Source organism: Pedobacter sp. AK017, from assembly GCF_014200825.1.
In the GTDB taxonomy this organism is placed as follows: Bacteria; Bacteroidota; Bacteroidia; order Sphingobacteriales; family Sphingobacteriaceae; genus Pedobacter; species Pedobacter heparinus.
In genome coordinates, this window is the sequence record NZ_JACHCW010000046.1 from 1 (window position 1) to 1,601 (window position 1,601).

3 protein-coding genes are annotated in these 1,601 nt (G+C 44.8%); 1 reads left to right on the forward strand and 2 read right to left on the reverse strand.

Features of this window, described 5'->3' with window-relative positions:
* Window positions 1-46: 46 nt before the first annotated feature.
* Together HDC92_RS24950 and HDC92_RS24955 are read right to left on the reverse strand one after the other, a co-directional pair.
* Entirely contained in the window at window positions 47-370 is a 324-nt protein-coding gene (locus HDC92_RS24950; protein ID WP_183877585.1) for a nuclear transport factor 2 family protein, read from the reverse strand.
* Between the two features lie 23 nt (window positions 371-393).
* Window positions 394-1,188: an SDR family oxidoreductase gene (locus HDC92_RS24955; protein WP_183877586.1), complete on the reverse strand. Its 795-nt coding sequence runs from the start codon at window positions 1,186-1,188 to the stop codon at window positions 394-396.
* A 143-nt stretch (window positions 1,189-1,331) separates the two neighbouring features.
* Between HDC92_RS24955 and HDC92_RS24960 the strand changes: the two genes are divergently transcribed.
* On the forward strand, window positions 1,332-1,601 hold a 270-nt coding region (locus HDC92_RS24960; RefSeq protein WP_255484674.1), incomplete at its 3' end, for a winged helix-turn-helix transcriptional regulator.

The following is a 1,601-nucleotide window of genomic DNA, read 5'->3' on the forward strand; positions in this document are numbered from 1 at the left end:
AGTTAAGGATTGAACCAATTTTTTAAGTATGGCAGCTTCACTTTGTTCAGCCAGTCACTTTTAATGAACTGATCAAATCACATGATAACTCTAGGTGATAATTGAGCACTACGGGGCTAACATCAAATGTTCCCGATACCTCGGCCTTTAAAATAGCATAATTGCCGGTTTGACTTATGCTAAGAGGTTTCATTTGCGTCTGATATTTTGCATTGGCCTGTTTGATCCATTCCCGGATCTCAACCTTTCCCTGATGGACATGTCCCTCGTCATGAACGATGGCTTCATCAATAAAGCAGTCAGCATATGCTTTGTAATCTAAATTATTCTGTGCCTGTACCAGTGCGGCAATTATTGTTGGTAAATTCATAGCTCTCTCTTTTTACTAAATAATTAAACGGTCGGTACAGTTCCGCCATCAATGACATATTCCGTACCGGTTAAATAGCCCGCCCTTGGTGATACCAAGAAACCGACAAGTTCCGCAACTTCTTCGGGTTGGGCAGGCCTGCCGAAAGGAATACCCCCCAATGCGTCCATAATGCTCTTTTCTGCATCTGCAATACTGGAGCCGGAACTTTTAGAGATCCTTTCGACCATCCTGATAGCAGAGGTGGTTTTGATCCAACCCGGCGAAACAGTTAGCACCCGAACGCCTTTAGGCGAAACTTCATTAGATAGACTTTTGCTGTAGTTGATTAGCCCTGCCTTAGCCGCAGCATAAGGCAAGGTGGAATCGTATAAAGGCAGTTTGCCCTGGATGGAAGCGATATGGATGATAACACCGTTACCTCGTTCAACCATTTGCGGTAAAAATGCCCTGTCTAATCGCACAGGTGCGATTAGATTAGTGCGAATCGTTGTTTCCCAATCTTCGTCTGTTAGCACAGCAAAGCCGCCGCCCGGCGTTTCGGAAGAGCCGAGATTATTGATCAGAATATCGAGTCTGCCGTAAGTATTAATGATCCCTTTAACCACATTTTCAGTGTCTAATGCTTCGCTCAGGTCAGCCGCCATGAATTGCAGGTCTTCTTTAGGCTCTTCCGGTTTGTTCCTGGCAGTGATGATCACGGTAGCTCCGGCATTGAGCAGACGTTCGGCAATTGCCTTTCCGGCCCCTTTCGTTCCGCCAGTTACCAGCGCGATTTTGCCGTCTAGTTCGTTGTTGTAATTAAAGTGCTTTTCCATATGAATAGATCTTTTGCGCAAATTTCGGTAGTAAGTGTGGGTTGCGCAAGTAGGGTGTTACGATTCAGATAGGGATAAATTATTCCCCTATTGCTCATAGCCGATCATAGAACTACATTTGTAATATGTATGAAAAAAAGACGTTGCCGAACCTAAACTGCGGACTGGATCTAGTCGGTGAAGTGTTATATGGCAAATGGAAGATCCGGTTATTATGGTTCATCAATGAAGGTTATAAACGACCCAGCGAACTGCAGCGCAAGATCCCGGATGCATCCCGGCGTGTGCTGAACTTGCAATTAAAAGAATTGGAAGGGCATGAACTTGTCAGCAGGACGATCTATCCGGTAATGCCGCCGATGGTAGAATACAATCTTACTGATTTTGGGCAAACACTCATACCTGTTATTGCT